Consider the following 18,051-nt stretch of genomic DNA (forward strand, 5'->3'; position numbering starts at 1 on the left):
TCTCCGCGCTGTGCTCGCCGCCGCGGGTCTAACCTTTTCCTCCGTTGCTATGACAACGATTTATCTCACCGATTTAGGCGATTTTGCCTTAGTGAACAAAGTCTATGAATCGTTTTTCGAGGCGGGACACAGCTTTCCCGCCCGGGTGACGGTCGAAGTTTCTAAACTTCCCCGCGATGCCCGGGTCGAAATATCGATGATAGCGAAGCTCCCGTTATAAACGGAATGCGCTTACTTCGACTCGTACTACTTGTAACCCTGCTCACCAATTTGGCGAGCGCGATGGTGGCGGATTCACTATTACCGTCACCGTCGAATATCGCATTGCGTAGTTTTGCATTTCCGGGGTGGGGACAGTATAGCAACGGGAAACCAGTCAAGGCGATGGTGTTTGCGGGAACCCAGCTTACACTTGGTTATAGCATTTTCCGGCAGAATCAGCGGATGCAACACGCGCTGGGAGCGGCGCAGGCGGCAACTGATACCATCGTACGATACGATTATGAGCGGATTGCCAGTTTCTATGAAAACGACAGGAATAAGTTTATCTGGTGGAGTGCTGGCGCACTATTGCTATCGGTATACGACGCGTTTGTCGATGCCCATTTACGGAATTTTGAAGTCGGACCATCCTATGAAGAGAAAGTAGGAACCGGCGTTCGTATCACGGTTTGGTTTTAAGGGGACACGGTTCGGCATGATTGATCAATCCGGCGCAATCCATATGCACACGACCTATTCCGATGGAACGGGGACGTGGAAAGAGCTTGCGCGATTTGCCGCCGAATCGAAGATGGACTATGCCATCGTTACCGACCACAATACGCTTGAACCACTGCACCAAGGCTTGGAAGGTTTCTATGGCAATTGTCTGGTACTTGCCCAAACCGAGCTAAACGACGCCGACGACCGTAATCATTATATTTCCCTCGATGTAAAAGACGATTTACCGAGCAACCGCCCCGCCGATGAATTGGTCGCCGCCGTGAAAAAACAAAACGGTATCGGCATCATCGCCCACCCCCACGAACATCGCCACGAATTGGAATATCCAGCGTATCCATGGGATCGTTGGGATTTGCCGTACGACGGTATCGAATTGTGGAATCAATTGTCGGCGTGGAAGGAAACGCTCACCCGGTGGAATAAACTGTGGCGGTTTGTGAAACCGAACCTGACGTTGCGGATGCCGCCGCGCGAAACCATTGAGTTATGGGATCGGGTGAATCAGGAACGCGATGTAATCGGCATTTTCGGGATTGATGCCCATGCGCTCAAATATCGTGCTTTTGGTATGCTCTCGGTAACGGTGTTCCATTACAAAGTGCATTTTAAATCGCTCCGGACGATTGCCCTCGTGCCGGGTCAGTTGCGCGCCTATCCTGTGGAAGAAGCGAAGAAAATGCTGTATGACGCTTATCGTAAGGGTCGTCTACATTGCGTGAATCACCGGTTGGGATCGGGTATCGGCTTCCGGTTCTGGGCAGAGCAATCCGCCAGCGCTGATCCGCTCTGGCCCGGGGATACCGTGCCATATCAACCGGGATGGAAATTGACGGCAAAATCACCCGACCGCTGTAAATTAGTCCTCATACATAACGGTTCACCGATTGCCGAAACGACCGGACACGAATTGTCACATGACGTTGTTGCGCCAGGCGTGTACCGGATCGAATCTTATAAAAAAGATCGGGCATGGTTGTTTACCAATCCGATTCGGATGCGTTGACGAATCGCTGAAAACAATTCTGCGAGGCAATATGCTCTACTCCCATTTTCTACGAATTTCCTGTCTTCTTCTCCTCACCCTCCCGGTTATGTTCTCTCTCACTTCCTGTGATGGTCATAGCAGCTCGACCGGATCGTCGGGCGGTGGGCATCTCAATATCAATGCACCCGGAGACTTAACCGGGTATCGCGATTCGACCAATGCTTGGGTTATTCACCTCAATTGGCGCGATTTCTCAAACAACGAATTGCTGTTTTTTATTTTCCGCTCTACGACCAATACTCCGGATGGGTATTATCAACTTGATTTTGTTCCGGCGAATACGACCGCCTATAACGATTCAGCCGCACCGACCGATAGCGTTTGTTACTATCGCGTTTTTGCCGCAGCCGGAAAGTATTATTCATTATTTTCCAATGTATTGACGGTTCCCATCGATACCGCCCGGTAGTAGGACAGACACTCCTGTCTTTCCAATGATTTCAATTTTCGTCACTTGCCCCTTCCCTTTTGTTCCCTCCGCTACGTACAACTATCTTACAGAAATATCAACGAATGGATATCGCATGGATCACGAACCACCTCGCTATGTTACCCGTTCCCGTCCCCACGATGACCGGGAAGTAACCCGCGAATTAGTCCGCAATTGGCCGAAAACCGACTTGCATTGTCACTTGGACGGCAGCGTCCGCCCCGAAACGATTTGGGAACTTGCCCATCAACAAAAAGTAAAACTCCCGGCAGCATCGCCGGAAGAGTTGCGCACTGCACTGGTGGTCGGCGACCGTGCGCAAAATCTTCGCGAATATCTCGAACCGTTTCATATTGTCAATCTTGTATTGCAGGAAGAGGAAGCGCTCGAACGGGCGGCATACGAATTAGCGGAGGATGCTTGGAATGAAGGGGTATGGTATCTCGAAGTCCGCTTTTCACCGATTCTCCATATCCACAAGGGATTGCACTTGACCGACATCATGGATGCGGTTATTGCCGGGCTCCAGCGTGCCGAGCGATCTCTTGGCATTCGGACGGGCGTGATTGTCTGTGGAATTCGTTCGATTGAACCGGAAGTTTCGCTTCGCTTAGCCGAGTTAACCGTTGCCTACAAAAATCGCGGGGTCGTCGCCTTCGATTTAGCTGGTGCGGAGGACAATTACCCGGCGAAAGATCATGTCGAAGCGTTCTACCTGATTCGCAAGAACAACATTAACTGTACCGTCCACGCCGGGGAAGCGTGGGGTCCCGATTCGATCTCGCAGGCGCTGCACAACCTCTCGACACACCGGATTGGACACGGTACCCGCCTGAAAGAAAATGGCGATTTACTGAATTATGTGAACGACCACCGGATTCCGCTCGAAATGTGCATCACCTCGAATGTCCAGACGAAAGTGGTGAAGAGCTTTGAACAACACCCGATTCGCTTCTACTACGATTATGGGATGCGGGTCACGATCAATACCGATAATCGGCTCATCAGCGGGACCGACATCACCGAAGAATTCCTGCGGGCGCATCGCTATTGCGGAATGACGTTGGGCGAATTGGAAGACATCGTGATTATGGGTTGGAAGGCGTCATTCATGCCCTATCGCGAAAAAACAATCATGCTCCAGAAAGTTTTAAAGGAACTCGATAAGCACGTTGTACCGTATTGAGGATTATTGCACCACCACAACTCGCCAAATCCTCCCCTGCTTGAGAGGATATGTTGCGATTCGTTCCATGCAATATTTCCGTTCGTTAAATCTCACCATGACCAGCCGTTGTTCCCCTTCCGGATCGAACTGATAGAACGATTGACTTTGGCTTTCGTGAATTGATTCAGCAAAAGTCAATCGTTCACTCAATTAGGAAAACTTTACGACCATGCGTTATGACGTGAAACATCGCATGAAGCAAGTATCTTGAAGTTCGCAGATAGATTTCAGCGAACTAAATTCATTCTACCGACCATAATCGTATTCTTACAGTCGATGGCATAGAGGTATACACCGGAAGCCAACGCTTTCCCTTCGTCGGAGAGACCGTTCCATTTAACATTATATGTACCGATTCCATCCGCATCGAATCGAATTGTTCTCACCAATTGTCCCAGGATGTTGTATATGCGGATTTCCAAGAGACCGCGATACGTTTGGTTCAATCGGATTTGAATATCGGTCGACGAGTTGAAGGGGTTGGGATAATTCCCTAATAGTACAAAGGCTTGTGGAGTAACCGCTTCATGTTGTCCCGGTTTTTCTTGAACCGGCGTTCCGCCGCCACCACCCGTAAAACTCGTAAATGGGCTGATAACGCCATAAGCGCGACTGATCTGGATGATCAAAGCTCGCAATGCGAGCGCGGTATCCGATGCGGCACTATGGGCATAGTATTGAATGAGGAGAGTCTCAATTTTCTTTTTTGCCCATACCTTTTCTAAATATAGATTCTCAGCGCCAGATTCATCCGATAGTGTAAGCGGATAAGTATAGGAAACCGGACTGCCGAACGCTGTGCCCGAAAGACTGATGCTCACTTGCTGAGCGGCTGGATAACGTCCCGATACAATCATCTGGGAGCCGCGATAGAGATTCGGTAAAACCGTCGGGTACGTCTCAGTGACGATATTCGGCGTAAACTCAATCTGAGGATTAATCAGTACCGGGTTGCGAATTAACTGGTAGAAGGTAGTTATCTGGGCGTACAGGTCGGAGTTATCGACGAATTGGGTAAGTCCATGATTATGGAGTGAGGTCAAGGTCAGGACTTGCCGGTTCACATCGGATCCAATGCCAAAACAGAAGATACTGATGTCGTTTCTTGCTCTGGTCGCCTGACGGTCGATAAAGTTTACCAACTGCGTCGTATTTACATAACCGGTGGTAGGCTGTCCATCGGTAAGGAAAATAATGATGTTGGCGGTTGAGTCATTCGCTGTTGCGAATTGCGAAATCGCAACCCCAAGCGCACCTGAGATATTCGTAGTTCCCCTCGCATAGAGCCGATTGATATATGCGAGGGCAGAGTCGCGATTTTGAGTGTTGAAGGGGATGTGGGCGCTGCGAAATCGCGTTACCACATTGTCGAAATCAATTATGTTAAAGCGATCTCCGGTGTTGAGGTTGTTCACTATGTATGTCGCAGTATTAAGCGCTTGCTGCATTTTCGTTCCTGACATGCTTCCCGATCGATCGATAACTAATGTGAATACCTTTGCGATCGAGAGATTGCTCGTGTCGGGGTTTGGCTCGGCAATAAAAGTGAAGAATCCTCTTCCCAGCGAATCCGGTACTAACGAATCCGGTTGCAAGGTACTATAACCAAACAATCCTAACTGGTTTGCATTTAAGATGTACCGTACGACAATGTTGGTCGACGCTACGACGTTTCGAGCAGAGTAGGTCACTGCTGCACTGTCGCCATAGTTTGCGATTTCCGACGACGGTAGGACATTTGCCAGCCACACCGAATCGATTGAGCGGAGTGAGTGGAGACGAATGTCGAATTGCTGAAACGCGACAGTGGTAGATTGGAGTGAGTGGTAATCGCTAAGATAAGTGTACTGCACAGTCCCCATCGAATAGGGCAGAAACTCGACGTATGTCAACTCAACCACAAGTAAACCATCGCGTGGAATCGATTGCGGTATTGAGAAGAACAAAGGAGTTGCCCCGAGATAGTTCAAGAGAACCGGACCAGTCGTGCCACCCGGTAATGAAGTGTCCTGACTAGTACCGGCGATTCTTGCCGTGAACCATTCGCCATTGACTTGCCACCTCAAGGAAGTTGCGCTTGCCTGTTCACCCATGGGAAAGGCATAACTTGTAGAAAGATAATTCGTCGTGTTCCGGAAATATTGGGTGGTTTTTGTGATAGCGATTTGACTTTCAATCGTTGTCTGAACGACAGACGAATCCAACCGCATACAAATACTGGCCGGTGCATAAACGACCGCTACGCCATAACCAAAACAAAGGTGGCTGAGCGACAACACAACCAACACCGTAAGAAGAATTGAGATTTGAGCCTTCATTGTTCCTCCAAGGATCATAGTAGATTTTCGATGCGTGACAAAACGTACAACCGCTAACAGAACTCTCTGATTTCGATACCGGAATTCTATTTAAGCAGTACCATTTTCCTTGTTTCGCAGGAGTGGCCGGTGTTCAATTGACAAGTGTACTCGCCGGAGCTCAATTTCGAACCGTCGAAGAGGATTCGATAGGTACCGGCTTGTTTGAATTCTGCAGGGACCTGCATTACCGCATAGCCCCTTTGGTCATAGACCGATAGTGAAACGATGCAACTGGATGAAAGCGTATAGCTAATCGTCGCGGTTTCATGGAATGGATTCGGAGATACCGGAGACAACGAACGCAAACCGTTCGACTCGATGTCGCTTGCTCTCGATCGAACCGCCGGTTGGATTACGGCTGGTTGATCGAAAGTGCCAATAGTAGCGGCAATGCAGTTTTCATCTTCCGCGTACAAAACATATTCGATTGTTTGGTTCGAGGCGATTCCGGCGGGGATTTCGCCATGATACAGATTGTTCGTGGAGTCGATCATTTCGACGGTTTGGTATAATAGATTGGGAAATACTCGATAGAATAACCGTGCACGCATTACTATCACAGTCGTATCGTTGATGGTAGCATCGATAGAAATTGCGTTGTTCAATCCGCCGGTTACGGTATAATTCGCAACCGGGGTATATTCGATCCGAGGAGCGCTGTTCGGGGTTACAGCAAGTGTGTAGGGAAACTCGGTTGGATTTGACGACGGATCGGTTGTTGTCAGTTGGTTGTCCGAGGCGGAAACATAATATTGGACGCCTGGCCAGACGACTGCTGTCGCTGGGATTGTCGCGACATACGAAGAACCGTTTACAGTCATATTCGCTTGCGAGTAGCTTGGAACAATCAAGCTCCGATAAAACAGGGTTACTTGTTGAACGAACGGCGCCACATGATCGATAACGTTTACCGAAATCGTGATGGGAGAATTGGCAGGCATCGTCTGGGTGTGAAGTGCGAATGTCTGTTCGGTACGGGTGATCGATGGTGCGGAACTCGGATAGTAAGTGCCGGTACAGTTGCTCAACTGCTCTAGATAAGTTGTCTGTACGGCAACTGTGCGCAAATTATAAGGAGGAGCGGGAATCGTCGAACGATACGAGATCAGGTACGTATTTGAAATCATGCTGCTAATTTGCGAAATGATCGAATTGAAATTTGCGTACACATTGAAGTACGTTCCATACGGGTTGGTTGCCTGCGCCAGAGTAATATACTGCGTACGCGATAAGGCGTTGTTCGTGTCGAAGATTGGAAAAAGTATTGTATGACTGTCGACCAGAAGCGCTTGAACTTGAGCGGTCGTATAGGATGTAACCGCGTCATTTCCATGGGATGGCGCATCTGTTAATAAAATCAGATTGCGCTGGGCACCGGGACGAAAATTCATTGAGTTCGCAACGGCAATCGCCCCCAGTTGATTTTCTGGCGTATCGCCGCCCGATCCGATGTTATGTTCGCCGAGTCGAATGTTAGCAAGCAGCGATTGAATCGTCGCCCAATCCGTGTAGAGATTTCCCTCGTTGTACCGGTACACAATATCACCAAACACTACAAAACCGATATTGCAGTTTACTTCACTGGCAACCAAAGCCGAAATAAAGCTCGCCATATTTTGACGTACTGACTCGATTTCTTCCGCCATACTGCCGGTTACATCAAGTACGAACACGATGTCAGCGAGCCGATTCCCATTATTTGAATCGGGGGGAATCACAGTAAAGAGATCAGTTTGTAAGACACTATTCTCGGTTACTCGAAACGCATCGGCTGTCAATCCATTCACTTGGGTTCCATTAAATGTGACATTGACATTTGAAAAGACCATCGGGAACCGTTGTGAGTTTATGTTAACCATCGACGATATAAGTTCGTCGGTCGCCGATGGTTGATTGATCGGACGATGGGTTGTTTGATAAACCGTTACACTGTTTATCGACCATCCGGCAAAAGAATAGTTTGAGTTGGTTGATAGTCGGAACGCAAGCTGAATGGTTTTGCCAGCAAACCATGTCAAATCGACAATTGGTTTCTGAAGGTCCGAGCTGAAACCAGAGCGGCTATCGATGACTTGCCAGTGACTTCCACGGTCAGTTGAAATCTCGACAAAGCCGAAGTCGTAACCGCTTTCCAATTGATACCACTCGTCCAAGGTTAACAAAATCTGGCAACTCTTGTACGACAAAAGCGGCAATGTAAGGGTAGGTGAAAAAACGCGTTCGTTTACATCGTTTGGGTACTGAGTATAATCGCCGGCAACGAACAGGGCATCGGTCTTATCGAAGCGGTCTTGACGACGATCCGGGTTCTTTATCCAACAACCTTCGCTACGCCAATCGTTAACATCGGTTGATGTGCGAAAGGAAAACAATTTCTTAGCGGTTTCAATCGCATGCCAGCGCGGATCGTTGTCACTCGACCAGGAAACCGGCAATGATTGGCCAGGTTCGAGCCGAGTTTGCTCCACCGGCAACGAATTTGCCGCAAACGAAACCGTGAATAGCGCGAGAACTAAAAAGATAAGCGAAATAATGGTGCAGGGTCTCATAGTATCCTCGTATAGTTTCACATCGCAAAAAATTGCAATGTCCCTTCCCAACCAAGTAAGCAAAACGTTCAACTAACAGGTACTACATCGATCATGTATGCGAATCGGCAAACATGAGGAAAAGCAGGGAGAAATCGCTATCACTTCTAAAATGCATGAATGAAGTGAGCGTTGCATGAATCATTGTCAAAGACCGTAACGAATTGAAACACATCATGTCTTAACAAGACAACAGATACTTCTTGACACTACGTAACGGTTCAGCCAAATACTCAATGAACGTTATGAAGCGATGTTGTGAGAAGCGCTGTACTGAAAGATAGTAGCGGTCATGAACACGAAGCAACCAAAAATCGTGTTTTTGAAAAATATTTCTTAACTGTGGTCTTTTTCAACAGATTCGAAAATCGTTTGAGACACTTTTACGAAACTCAAATCACATACTGAATCCAGGCAGTTCATCCTTGTTTCATTCACCTATTCCTAATGGTCAAACATGATGTAACTCTGGTGTGACCAATTGGGCTCCTCAATGGAGTTGGACCGCTCAATCCCTTCGGATTGTAAAACAATTCTTCAGCATTGCTGTAAACGGAAAAAGGGCACAAATAACGTGCCCTTTTCACTTACCCATTCAATACCGATTTAGCGTAATAGGATGATTTTCTGAACGGTAAACTGGCTGCCGTGTTGCATCTTCAGAAAGTAGATACCGCTGGAAACCGGCAAACCATTTGAACTTCGCCCATGCCAACTCATCCGGTATGCGCCGGGCGCGAAAGTCTGCTGAGAAGACTGGTACACAATCCGCCCCACTGCATCGTAGATAATCCATTGCAGTTCGCCGTTGGTCGGCAGCATTACTCGGAATTGAATTTCCGAATTGAAAGGATTGGGGTACACATCGAAGAGTTGAAGCGTTTGGGGTAACCATGAATTCTGAGACGTCGGTTCGGAAACGTCATTCATAACATCCTGTGTCGATAAGAACTTGATCGCGCGATTCGCAAACGAAGTCGTATCGGTATTCGCAATCGGGAGAAATCCGGGAGTCCATCGATTGTATGCCGTCGCTTCTAAACCGCGGGTGAGCGAACCATCGGCAATCCCAATCGTTGCATAACAGATTTCTTCCATGATATCGCTGCTAACGTTGTTAAACCGCCGATACTGAAACAGGATAGGCGAATTGGTATTGTACCACATGCGGGTATCGTTTAGCACAAGTTGAAATTCGTTTATATCTGTTTCTTCCCCAAACAGCGTTTTTCCTAACCATGTTATCACCAATTGGCGATTGGTCGTGTCATGCCAAAAATACACGCCGTGATTCTGTGAAGTCGTAAAATATAAATCGTCCCAGAATGGAGCGATTAAATTCCGCGGGCCGCCGCACGGCGGAAGATGGATATTGGTGCGATTCCGGTAATAGCGCGCCGAAGTACCGAGCGAAATCCAACCGTTACTGCAAACCGTCGCACTATCGAACCAAATGTCGTAATACTTCACCGGGAACGGCAGCGCGATAACGATGGAAGTATCGCGTCCCTCCTGCCAATCGTTAATCGGTAACTGTATACCAGAACCGCCGCGCTGCGGCATAATCTCGATCCAGCGATATTCAGGGTGTTCCGGATAAGCGGTGTCAGTATTCTCAATCGCCAGATAGCCGAACGGATCGGGACCGGAGGGGTCACTGGTACGGCGGGTTCCAATCGTTATCGGAATATGCAGTGTGTCCTGTATCGAGGGATTCGATAGAATCATTCGCAATACAGCGACACTGCCGGGAATAGTATTCGCCTCCGTGACTATGCGAAATGGTAACGTTGTGTCGTTTGCCACAACAACTGAAGAAGGAAAAGCGGGATAATTGGATGAATCGCTTACGATGGTTACAAAGGGCGACAACGACTCCAATTGCGCCAACGCGGTACCCCCATTAAATCCGGCGTCGTTGCGCAGGGCAACCCGTAACTCATATCGTCCACCTGGAACGATTGTAACAGGATGATGCAGCGAATCGATTGCTACCGATTGCATCACGGCGAGACGGTGCGCGCCAATAGTTATCGGAATTGCGAACAGCCGATTCGCAGTCGTGTCGTTCGTAGTAACCTGTAACAGAACCGGGATCGTTTCACCATCGACGAATCCGGGGTGTAGCTCAACAAGTAATCGAGAAGTATTGATCACAGTATCGCCGGGAAGAATCACCGGAAACGGCGGCAGTGTCGAGAAATTCGCTGTTGAATCTATTACCGTAATACGATGATCGATTGCGCGTAAAACGCCATTGATATTTTGTAGATTTTCGGAGCCGCTGTTCCACAGCCGGATGAGTAGCTGTACTCGCTCACCGGGATTGGCGAACCCGTCGCTATTTCCGATTACTCCGTTGCCGGCTTGAGGGGTATCGTTTATCGAAACCGATGCCAAAGCGACATCGGCGCGTTGCGATACAACCCGAATCGTATCGATGATCGGATAGAGATTCTGTCCGGGACGATTGCCGGTTACGGTTACATATAAATCACCGGGGATCGAAGAACCGGTCGGCAGCATAACCCTTCCGTTGGCGTCGGTGATTGCCGACGACACGACAGCCAGCGCGGTATCGCGTCGTGACAACGTTACCCGCGCCCCCGGTTCGGGAACGTTACTTCGCATCACCGTGAGGAACAGCGAATTTTGACCGAGGGGAATAGTGTCGGGAATGTTTGCCGTAATCGTTCGCGGAACTCCCGTCCAGATGGGAACGGTGCCATCCCCCATCATATTCGTCCAACTCATATAATTGATCGCGGTGTTGTACGACTCATCGACGGCATTCCGCCAGATTTGCAGTTTCGTTGTCAATAACAATTCGCCGGGGGTGCGTTGCTGTAAAACGCCAAACCCATAGGTGAAACCGGCATTGATTACAAGTAACCATTGTGCATGAGTACCCGACGTTGCGGTCGCCACCGATGCGATTGAGCCGCGAGGTTGCGCCGGCGTCCCTAATCGTGTTAACTGCTCCGTTAATCCGCCGACTCCTGCCCCTGCAAAATTTCCCGCACCCATACTGGTAATGATCGAAACAAATGGTTTGTTGGTATTTTGTATGCCTGTTATTAACTGCATTGGAAACATCGTTGCCGAAAATCCACAATACGCCCAAAAAGCTGCGCCTGGGTTAAGAACCGGTTCTACCGTACCTCCACTGTATTCTTGATATATCGTATCGGTAATCCCGCGGGCATCCATCATATCCAAAGCGAAACGTGCCACATCTCGATTCTGTGTTAAATAATTCTGGGTGATGTCTGCGGTTGCAATGCCTCGATTGAACCAAAGCGTATCGGTCATGAGCGGTGTACATTCATAGTTGATGGTTCGGTTCACCATCGTTTGCAAATGTGTCAGATTGTCGATTGAAAACCGGCTCACCGGGATATCGGGGATCATATCGTTGCCGGTATGGCACAACAACATGTGGTCGAAACCATTGTTCACGTTTGTGGGTAGATTCATGCCGCTGTTTTCCGCATCGCCGACCAACTGGATACATTCCAACGGCGGATTTGCCGATAGGTACGCGGCATGAATATCGTTGTATAACTGAGGAAATGTCGTGGCAGTGGTAAACAACAGTTGCACCGGATGTCCGGACTTGATTTTCCAATCGACCCACCGCTGTATAACGGATTGAAATGAGGCGTTGCTACGCAGCACGAGGAGAATTTGTCCGGGAGGCGCGTCGTCGCACTCATCCGCCAAATCTTCCGCGCCGATCATATCGCGATAGATTGCTGCAAACGATGGCACCGGTTTATGGCTTCCGGTACGCTCATTCTCGCCCACTGCTCCGGTAGTGAGAATTTCCAATTCGATTTCATCATACACGCGAAGCGTTTTCGTTGCTGGATTCGCTTGTACCGGGCGAATTTGCAATGCGACTACCCGCGCATCGCGGACGATGACCGGCGTCGATATTGTCGCGACTATGTTGGGCTGCCAATCGGTTCGTGAGTACACTACTTCGTTATACTCAAGGCGGTTTCCTGTTTCACGGTTGTCCGCCGATTGCACTGGCAATACGTTGATCTCGCCGATATCGTGATAACGAACCTTACCAATCCGAAGTTCAACATTTCCCCGGTCGGAAATGCGGACGAGTTTCGCTTGTACCGGTAATGCCGGTTCGCCCGGCTCGCCAAGCGTTATGGCGTCTTCCAGCGATATCGCTGTCCAAGTCCGGTCGCCATCGGGGATCGTAGTACGCGTTATCCCGGATGTTGTATAGTGGATTCGGAGATCGCCATTGGCAGCTTGCTCGAATGTGAGCGGATTTGCCATAACAGCGAGACAGAAGAGAAACAAAAAGAAAACGGAGAATCGCCGAAGGCAGATTGATTCCGGTACTGCTGGTATTGTCAACCTCATTGTACAACCTCCTCGTGAGACACTCAGGTTTGCATCTGTACAACTTGCAAGGAACCAAGTCACTTTACTTGAAAAGAATGAAAAGCGGATAACCACAATATACCGGGTGATTCTGAGAAATGGTAGTAAAAAACAACAAATTCAATTTATTAGAAAGAGAAATGTCCCGGTTTTGCGCTCCCTGTTTCCATTCGTATGGTAATCGCTATAACGTCAACCGCCCCGCAGGGGGGGTGCGGGGCGGTTTAGATTACGACTCTGCGATCTCTCGACGCAGCAGTAAAGTGTCGAAAGGCTTACGGATTTATTCCGGTGTTCACATAGTATCTGGTAATAAAATGGGGACAGGTCAACTGATGTTATTATGCAACGGATTATTCTAAGGATATTTGTAAACGTTGGAATGCAAAAGAAGTCTCTAACCTGTAACTGGTTAGAGACTCAATAAGATTCATTAGAATGTTACTCATTTATCAAGAAAATCGCAACCTCACTTCACCAATAAAATCTTTCTGCTTCCGCGGTAGTGATTTGACTCGACTCGGATGAAGTAAACTCCACTGCTCAGCTCTTTGGCGTTAAATGATATCATCTGTTTGATTCGACCAATCTTTCCGTCAAAGATCTCCGATACCTTCTCACCTTGGATGTTGTAAATCGCGACGCGAGCCTGTTCAAATACACTTAACGAGACCGAAATTCGGATTGTCGAATTGAACGGATTCGGATAGGCACCAATCAGATTGATACCGGTAGGTAATATGGTCACTGTTGATGTCGCCAAAACAGCAACATTACCATCCAAATCTATTTCAACAAGTTGGTAAGTGTAGTCATTTCCTTCAACTAGTTGATCCGGTTCATGCCAGACATAATTCAATGCAGTAGCTGAGCTTCCGTTATCTGACAACGATGGTACGAAGTAACTTTTTTCAACCGGGTGACCGACTCTCCATCGATCGATGCGGTAACGATCAACATTTACCTCGGTTTCTGTTCGCCAGTTCAAGACAACACCAAGATTATCATTGGATGCAGTAAATGACTGTAAGGTCACCGGCATGAGTGCTGTTTCAGTACCTAATGTCCAGATTGAAAACTGATTGACACCGGAAACAGTTGCGGTATACAAACCGTTGATATCGGGACCGGTAACAACACATGGTTTAAACGACCAGTTTGCACTCCCGTGCTTATAGCCTGCTCGAGTGATTTGAGTAACTGGATCGGTGATCGTAACCGGGATATCGGATGCAGCAAACCGTAAGGTTAGTATGGCATTGAAAGCAAATCCGTCGGTTGCATTGATGTCCCAAAATCGGTCGACACATTCAGTCGCTGGCAAATACAGATTTAACTCTGTTTGATTCAAACCCCAATCGGATATCGCTGGACTGCGGTGATTCCAACGAAACACCACTTCACTCGGATTGGAAGAAGTTCCTGACACAGCTTGAAAATCGATTCCAATTGCGGGAAAGTTTTGGGTTAAACTATCGGGAGGAAATTGAGGAATCCATTGAGTGGTGTCGCCACTGCCTCCGACAACAGTATTTGTTGTGTGCCAGTTTGCACGAGTGATTTCGGTTGCTGAAGCGTATTGTTCGCTAAGTGAGCCTTGCGAATTCTTGGAATAGATGCGGTACCAATATCTCGTGTACGAATTGAGCGAAACATGACTGTAGCCGGTTGGAGATAATGGAAGGTCAGTTTCCAAAATCGCAAATCCACTTGAATCACTCGTTGTCGAAAACTGGAGCTCATAAGAGGATAGTGTCCCCGGTGAATCCGGTGCCGACCAACTCACATGGAGCGAAGAAGCCGTCCGATTGTGGATTGCAGGATTTTGTGGCGCTGGTGGTAATGCCAAAGCCAATGTAACGATTTGAGATATTGTTGAGTATGATGATTGAACGTTGAATTCGGTTCGTGCAACGGTAGAAACGGAATAGGTTGTACTTGGACTCAAATTGGTCACCGTTAAAGTTCCCCAAACCGCTAATGTTTCCCAATTCGGACTATCATCAAGTGAACCATCGGGATGTGCGTAGAGAGAACCAACTTTTATCGCATACTGAGTTCCATCGGTATTCACCGGAGTTGTGGCATTTCGTGGAGTCACCTCGAAAGAACTCGCGGTGGGATTACTTACAGTTGGCGACAAGGGTGTATTTGCCGAAGTGGTTGTATGGCGCCATGGACCCGCTGATGACAACACCCCTTCCGAGTTGCGGGTGTAAATGCGATAATCGCGCTCGGTATTTCCCATCGTAAAACCAGAGTCAGTAAAGGTTGTTGTTGTCAGCCCGTCGCGCAATAAAAAGTACTCTACATCATCGTTGGAATATTCCAGCATGTAAGTACACCCGGGAACTTCGGTCCAATTAATCTGAATTGTCGTAGGAGTAATTGTACCAAATGAAATCGTAGAAGGAGGAAGTGATAGGGTTGTAAATGATGTCGCGCTCGACCAAGACGTTGTCAAACCATTCGCATTTCGAGCCATGCAAGTCACACTATACGTGGTGTTCGCGGTCAGATTCACAGCAATGGTCGCCCCCCAGCTACTTAATGTAGTCCAGACGGGCGATGAACTTAAAGTTCCGTTAGCTTGGAGATATTGCGAATCCACTCGAATGGCATACTCGGTTGCCTCTTGATTCAAAGGACTTGCCGCATTTTGTGGGGCGATAACAGCAGAATAAGTAGCAACATCTGATACAACGGGAGCAGAAGGGGTATTCGCCAAACTAACCGTATCTTTCACTGGGCTGGAGGAAAGCGATGGTACATTCTCACTATTCAAAGAGTAAACCCGATAGTATCGCCGGCTGTTTCCGGTAGGTATCGATGTATCGGTGTATGTGGTTCCCGAAACTGGCGACGCTAACTGAGTAAAATTCGTTCCATTCGTCGACGATTCCAGTTTGTAACCAGTTGCGCTGGCAACAGTACTCCAGTTAACTACGATAGACGTTACAGAAACCGTTCCAAACGTCAGAGTAGCAGGCGCTGCCAATGTTGTCCCGAAAGAACCTTCATCAGCTCCAATATCCGGAGTGCTGGATCGGGTTTCTCCGTCGTAATCTACTGTAGTCCAGCCTGTGATACCAGAGTTCGATACAGGGGAACCTGAGTTGGCTAAGATATGGAGATTAGTAGCGGTCGTAAACATCGGATCGGCATTATAGCCATGCGTATCATGAGCGCGTTGTTGCCATGACGCCCATGACATGTCGGTTAATGTATTCCCATTCGCGCTGGAGGTGTCAGCAATAAACCCGTTCGTATTCGGAGTGTAGAGTACATCGTAATCGATACTCGGGGTCGCACCACCCGCCAAAAACATTCCGAAGTGTTTCGCAGTAGTCTGCGCTGCGGTCGCATTTACACAGATGTTGTTGCGAAGAGTATCTGCTCCTCGACCAACATAAATACAAGTACTCGATAATCGAGTATTGGTATTGAGCGCGATACTATTGTGAGTTGTTTTTACCCATCCACCAGTCGCCGCGTCTCGCATGACTATGCCAAAAACTCCATAGCCGGGATCAAAGTCAGTACCAGTTGATCGACCACCAGTGATCGATTGGACTGCCGTCCCAGCATAAGTATGGCTGAGTCCCCAAATCATGTTGTTTCTTACCAGCGTCTCACCATCTACATAAATTCCGATGGCCGAGCGACGAACGGTTGTGCCACCAGCATGTCGGATGTTATAGATTTTGTTTTGCTCAATAAGACAGGTTCCGGTGATGTCGAAAGTGAAGATTCCAATGGCATCGTCATCACCGACATAACCAGCTCCCGCAGTGGATGTACTGGTAACATTTGCAATTTCATTACCGCGTACGACAAAATCATATTGAGCTTCCGCACAGATACCGAAGGAACCCTCCGTAGTTCCTTGAATATCGTTCGCAACACCTACTCCTATTGAACAGTTTATAACAAAATTTGAGGTATCGTGAACGGAACCACCTTGGACATCGCCATCAAAGTCAATACCGATTTGGGCATTGTGCACCGTAACGTTTTGAACAGTGTTGTAACTGTTCGTTCCACCGTTGGCAAACAACCCGGTCGAGTTGGTGTAGGAGAGTAAACCGACAGCTTCCAATCCCAACCGATTCATTGTTACTGTACAATTGCGAATGGTATTGTGTTGTGCACCGTTGCTCGTCGATACATCATCCAAACAGTAACCGGCTAATGGGGTAGAACTGGTTGCAGTTATATCGATTCCATCGAATGTGACATAATCGGCACCGAATAGTAAGACAATCGGAAAATTCGTTCCCGAAGTCGTTCCACAGCTAATCGTAACAGTTCCGGAATTTGCCGGATCTCGTTGAAACAGAATGGGTGTCGATGCGCTTCCAGTTGTTGTTGTAATCGAAAGTGGAAACGTTTCAGAAGTCACTGCCGTTGAGTAAGTACCCGGTCGGACATTGAATATTACACCACTACCTGTGGAACCGGAACTATTCAAGGCACTAATGGCAGAGGAAAAACTACTGTACCAATTTGCCCCTGGGTTCGTTCCTCCGATATAGTATGTTCCAGACAATGCAAATGCAGACATCGCCATCGCAAGCAACAGCATACCGATGATAAAACAATTTCTCATTGGTTTTCCCCTTGATCTTTGAGAGATACGATTGTGAAAAAAAAAGCGATCTCTCTCGTGCTTCGCTCAACTTTTTATCAAATTCAGAACTCAGTGTAATGAGCTGGCACATTACCAGAAAACTCTAAACATATATGCCAATCAATGCGGAAGTGTGTGGAGTATTTTGATGTACTGTCACGATGAGTGCTTTTGTCTTTGTTAGGTTTCGTATCTCCTCAGACAGAAAGCGCAGATTTTCACATTATAGAATCAAGTTAGATATGACTTTGGAATTATGCAAGTTACCTATGATTTAAACAAATCGCTTTGTAAAGAAGAGTGTGGTTATAATTGAATAGACGAAATCGATACATATTACTAAGTATTCTATCTCTAAATCGAATTTATGTGATAAACGTTTTATCGTCACTCTCAGGAATAAATCTCGTGTAGGCTGCACGGAAACCTATCGATTTGTCGGATACACTTTAGCAACGCATTGTCTAAATCTCGATTGACGATGAAATCTGTGTTTCGCTACTAGATACGAAGTAAAGCTTTTTCTCCAGACCGCGAATCTACGCAACTAAAAAGGAGTAATCGACGTGCTGTTTCAGCGTTAGCACTGTAGCCAGTGCTGGATGGGTCGTACCCCATTAAACTTCTAGTCCTG

At 47.7% G+C, this 18,051-nt stretch carries 9 protein-coding genes; 5 read left to right on the forward strand and 4 right to left on the reverse strand.

Annotated elements, in window-relative coordinates:
* The 5 genes from OEM52_03560 to add all read left to right on the forward strand — a co-directional run.
* Positions 1–220, forward strand: a 220-nt coding sequence (locus OEM52_03560; GenBank protein MDK9699215.1) for a Rid family hydrolase, incomplete at its 5' end; no start/stop codon positions are given.
* A 5-nt stretch (positions 221–225) separates the two neighbouring features.
* Positions 226–681 (forward strand): DUF5683 domain-containing protein, encoded by a 456-nt coding sequence (locus tag OEM52_03565; GenBank protein MDK9699216.1) that lies wholly within the window; start codon positions 226–228, stop codon positions 679–681.
* A 16-nt stretch (positions 682–697) separates the two neighbouring features.
* Positions 698–1,729 (forward strand): PHP domain-containing protein, encoded by a 1,032-nt coding sequence (locus tag OEM52_03570; GenBank protein ID MDK9699217.1) that lies wholly within the window; start codon positions 698–700, stop codon positions 1,727–1,729.
* Positions 1,730–1,760: 31 nt separating this feature from the next.
* Positions 1,761–2,180 carry a hypothetical protein gene (locus tag OEM52_03575; GenBank protein ID MDK9699218.1) on the forward strand — a complete coding sequence of 140 codons (420 nt, stop codon included), beginning with the start codon at positions 1,761–1,763 and terminating at the stop codon, positions 2,178–2,180.
* A 115-nt stretch (positions 2,181–2,295) separates the two neighbouring features.
* Positions 2,296–3,387 carry an adenosine deaminase gene (add, locus tag OEM52_03580; GenBank protein MDK9699219.1) on the forward strand — a complete coding sequence of 364 codons (1,092 nt, stop codon included), beginning with the start codon at positions 2,296–2,298 and terminating at the stop codon, positions 3,385–3,387.
* Positions 3,388–3,656: 269 nt separating this feature from the next.
* On the opposite strand, the gene OEM52_03585 is transcribed toward add, so the two are convergent.
* The 4 genes from OEM52_03585 to OEM52_03600 form a co-directional block, all read right to left on the reverse strand.
* Positions 3,657–5,747 (reverse strand): VWA domain-containing protein, encoded by a 2,091-nt coding sequence (locus tag OEM52_03585; protein ID MDK9699220.1) that lies wholly within the window; start codon positions 5,745–5,747, stop codon positions 3,657–3,659.
* An 86-nt stretch (positions 5,748–5,833) separates the two neighbouring features.
* A complete protein-coding gene (locus OEM52_03590; protein MDK9699221.1) occupies positions 5,834–8,338 on the reverse strand; it encodes a VWA domain-containing protein in 2,505 nt (834 codons plus the stop codon).
* A gap of 645 nt (positions 8,339–8,983) precedes the next feature.
* Positions 8,984–12,766, reverse strand: coding sequence for a C25 family cysteine peptidase (locus OEM52_03595; GenBank protein MDK9699222.1), 3,783 nt, complete (start codon positions 12,764–12,766; stop codon positions 8,984–8,986).
* Between the two features lie 490 nt (positions 12,767–13,256).
* On the reverse strand, positions 13,257–17,396 hold the full coding sequence (locus tag OEM52_03600) for a fibronectin type III domain-containing protein (protein ID MDK9699223.1): 4,140 nt from the start codon (positions 17,394–17,396) through the stop codon (positions 13,257–13,259).
* Positions 17,397–18,051 lie beyond the last annotated feature (655 nt).

This window comes from bacterium (assembly GCA_030247525.1).
Classification (GTDB): Bacteria; Electryoneota; JAOADG01; order JAOADG01; family JAOADG01; genus JAOTSC01.

What these genes read in the sequence shown, in the direction of transcription:
- OEM52_03575 (MDK9699218.1), top strand. Translation starts at nt 1,761, where the DNA reads ATGCTCTACTCCCATTTTCTACGAATTTCCTGTCTTCTTCTCCTCACC.
- OEM52_03595 (MDK9699222.1), bottom strand. Translation starts at nt 12,766, where the DNA reads ATGAGGTTGACAATACCAGCAGTACCGGAATCAATCTGCCTTCGGCGA.
- add (MDK9699219.1), top strand. Translation starts at nt 2,296, where the DNA reads ATGGATCACGAACCACCTCGCTATGTTACCCGTTCCCGTCCCCACGAT.
- OEM52_03585 (MDK9699220.1), bottom strand. Translation starts at nt 5,747, where the DNA reads ATGAAGGCTCAAATCTCAATTCTTCTTACGGTGTTGGTTGTGTTGTCG.
- OEM52_03570 (MDK9699217.1), top strand. Translation starts at nt 698, where the DNA reads ATGATTGATCAATCCGGCGCAATCCATATGCACACGACCTATTCCGAT.
- OEM52_03590 (MDK9699221.1), bottom strand. Translation starts at nt 8,338, where the DNA reads ATGAGACCCTGCACCATTATTTCGCTTATCTTTTTAGTTCTCGCGCTA.
- OEM52_03600 (MDK9699223.1), bottom strand. Translation starts at nt 17,396, where the DNA reads ATGAGAAATTGTTTTATCATCGGTATGCTGTTGCTTGCGATGGCGATG.
- OEM52_03565 (MDK9699216.1), top strand. Translation starts at nt 226, where the DNA reads ATGCGCTTACTTCGACTCGTACTACTTGTAACCCTGCTCACCAATTTG.